At 48.4% G+C, this 2,197-nt stretch carries 3 protein-coding genes; all 3 read left to right on the top strand.

The features are described from left to right. A partial coding sequence (locus H6S82_RS29945; protein ID WP_191057229.1) for a biotin transporter BioY occupies positions 1 to 549 on the top strand: 549 nt, incomplete at its 5' end. An 80-nt stretch (positions 550 to 629) separates the two neighbouring features. Further along, positions 630 to 1,109 (top strand): signal peptidase II, encoded by a 480-nt coding sequence (gene lspA / locus H6S82_RS29950; protein ID WP_190463366.1) that lies wholly within the window; start codon positions 630 to 632, stop codon positions 1,107 to 1,109. A 133-nt stretch (positions 1,110 to 1,242) separates the two neighbouring features. Further along, a partial coding sequence (locus tag H6S82_RS29955; protein ID WP_191057230.1) for an FHA domain-containing protein occupies positions 1,243 to 2,197 on the top strand: 955 nt, incomplete at its 3' end.

A 2,197-nucleotide genomic window follows, 5' to 3' on the forward strand; every position in this document is an offset into this window, starting at 1 on the left:
GGGTTGCTGCTGACGATCGGCGGCACTTTTCTAAACGCTTCTATCACCTTTCCCACCTGGCATGAAGGTGGGCTGGCGATTCAAACTTACTCCCTGGGCGTTACCTATCAAATAGGAGCTGTGCTGCTGGTAGGCTGTCTTGGCGGCAAGAATGCTGGTGCCCTCTCCCAAATTGCTTATTTGGCATTAGGCTTAACTTTCCTACCGGTCTTTACTCAGGGTGGTGGCATCAAATATATTGAACAACCCAGCTTTGGATATCTGTTAGGCTTTGTTCCGGGTGCTTGGCTGTGTGGCTTTTTAGCTTTTAAGATGCCGCCCAAACTGGAATTTCTCGCGCTTAGTTGTATCTGTGGTTTGCTAACAGTTCATTTTTTCGGTCTTAGCTATCTGGTTTTGAGCCATTATTTGAACTGGGGAAGCACCAGTACCCTTGCTTTATTGCCAGCCGCTCAAAAATTGTCGTTCTACGCGCTGCCAGGACAGCTTGCTGTTGTTTGTGAGGTTACGATATTGGCATTTATCTTGCGACGCTTGATGTTTTACTAATCTTTAGTAAGTTGTTCGCGGTTCATGGTTATGGTTCATAGCAACGAACAAAACAATTATTGAACACTGAGAAATAAACAATGAACCAATTGACTAAAAACCGGTTTTTTTGGGCGGCTGCCCTTGTCAGTTTGGTATTAGACCAGTTGACCAAAAGCTGGGTAGTACAAAATTTCGACCTCAATGAAACTTGGCCCTTGTGGAAGGGAGTCTTTCATTTTACCTACGTAAGAAATCCAGGTGCGGCGTTTAGTTTGTTCAGCCAGGACGGCAGTTGGTTACGTTGGCTATCCTTGGGGGTAAGTATCATCTTAATCGCACTGGCGTTGTTTGGGCCAAAGCTTCCAGGTTGGGATCAGCTGGGCTACGGCTTTATTTTGGGGGGCGCTTTGGGCAACGGCATCGATCGCTTTTTATTAAACTACGTCGTCGATTTTCTGGATTTTCGCCTCATTCGTTTTCCGGTATTTAACGTGGCAGATACCTTTATTAACATAGGTATTGCCTGCCTGTTTATCGCCGCGTTCGGAAAACATGAGCCACCGAAAAATCGTCCCTAGTGGGGAAGTGGGGAAGTCAAAAGTCAAAAGTCAAAAGTCAAAATTTCTCCCTCTCCCTCTTCCCTCTTCCCCTAGCCCCTAGCCCCTAGTCCCTAGCCCCTTTCCCCAAAATCTAAAATCTAAAATAAAAAGTATGACTCCTCCTCAGCCTCAACGCCCGCAAACGATTTTCGGTGCGATAACCCAAGCGGTACATACAGTTCAAGCTAAGGTAAACTTTTCCCAACTGGTACTCAAGACGAATGCGAGAGTGCCGGAACTGCGAGTCCAGGATGCAGATGCGGACAAAGCAGAAGTTTACCCTTTGTTAGGAGATCGCTACACCTTGGGACGCAGCTCGAAATCCTGCGATATTGTAGTACGCAATCCGGTAGTCAGTCAGCTTCACTTGTCTTTAAACCGGACTGGACGCCGCCAGAAGTCCTTCGCGATCAAAGATGAAGGTTCAACGAACGGAATTTACAAGGGTAGGCGGCGCATCGCGTCAAAATTGCTGCGCCACGGCGATACGCTCACTTTGGGCCCACCAGAACTGGCAGCGTCTGTCCGCGTTCAGTACTACGATCCGCCACCTTGGTATGTTAAAGCTGCCACCTGGGGGGTGTATGGGGTTGGTGGATTAACGGCATTGATGGTGTTGGCAATTGCGATCGAATGGCAAAAATTCTCCGTGCGTCCCCTGCCAGCTGCCACAGGGGGGCCAGCAGTAGTTTACGCCCGCGATGGCGAAACGCCTTTGCGACAACCGCGCAACAACGCTCACGGGGAAATGAGACAATTGTCGGACTTTTCCCCTTATTTGCCAAAAGCTGTAGTTGCTTCTGAGGATAAACGTTTTTATTGGCATTTCGGTGTCGATCCGATCGGTATTGCTAGGGCAACTTTTATTATCAGTAAGGGGGGCGATCGTCAAGGCGGCAGTACCGTTACCCAACAGGTCGCCCGCAGTTTGTTTCGGGAATATGTGGGCACGCAAGATTCTCTCGGTCGCAAAGTGCGAGAAGCTATTGTTGCCCTCAAGTTAGAATTCTTCTACAGCAAAGACAAACTATTGCTGACTTATCTGAATCGCATCTTTTTGGGTGGCG

Source organism: Planktothrix sp. FACHB-1355 (genome assembly GCF_014748295.1).
GTDB lineage: Bacteria > Cyanobacteriota > Cyanobacteriia > Cyanobacteriales > Aerosakkonemataceae > Aerosakkonema > Aerosakkonema funiforme_A.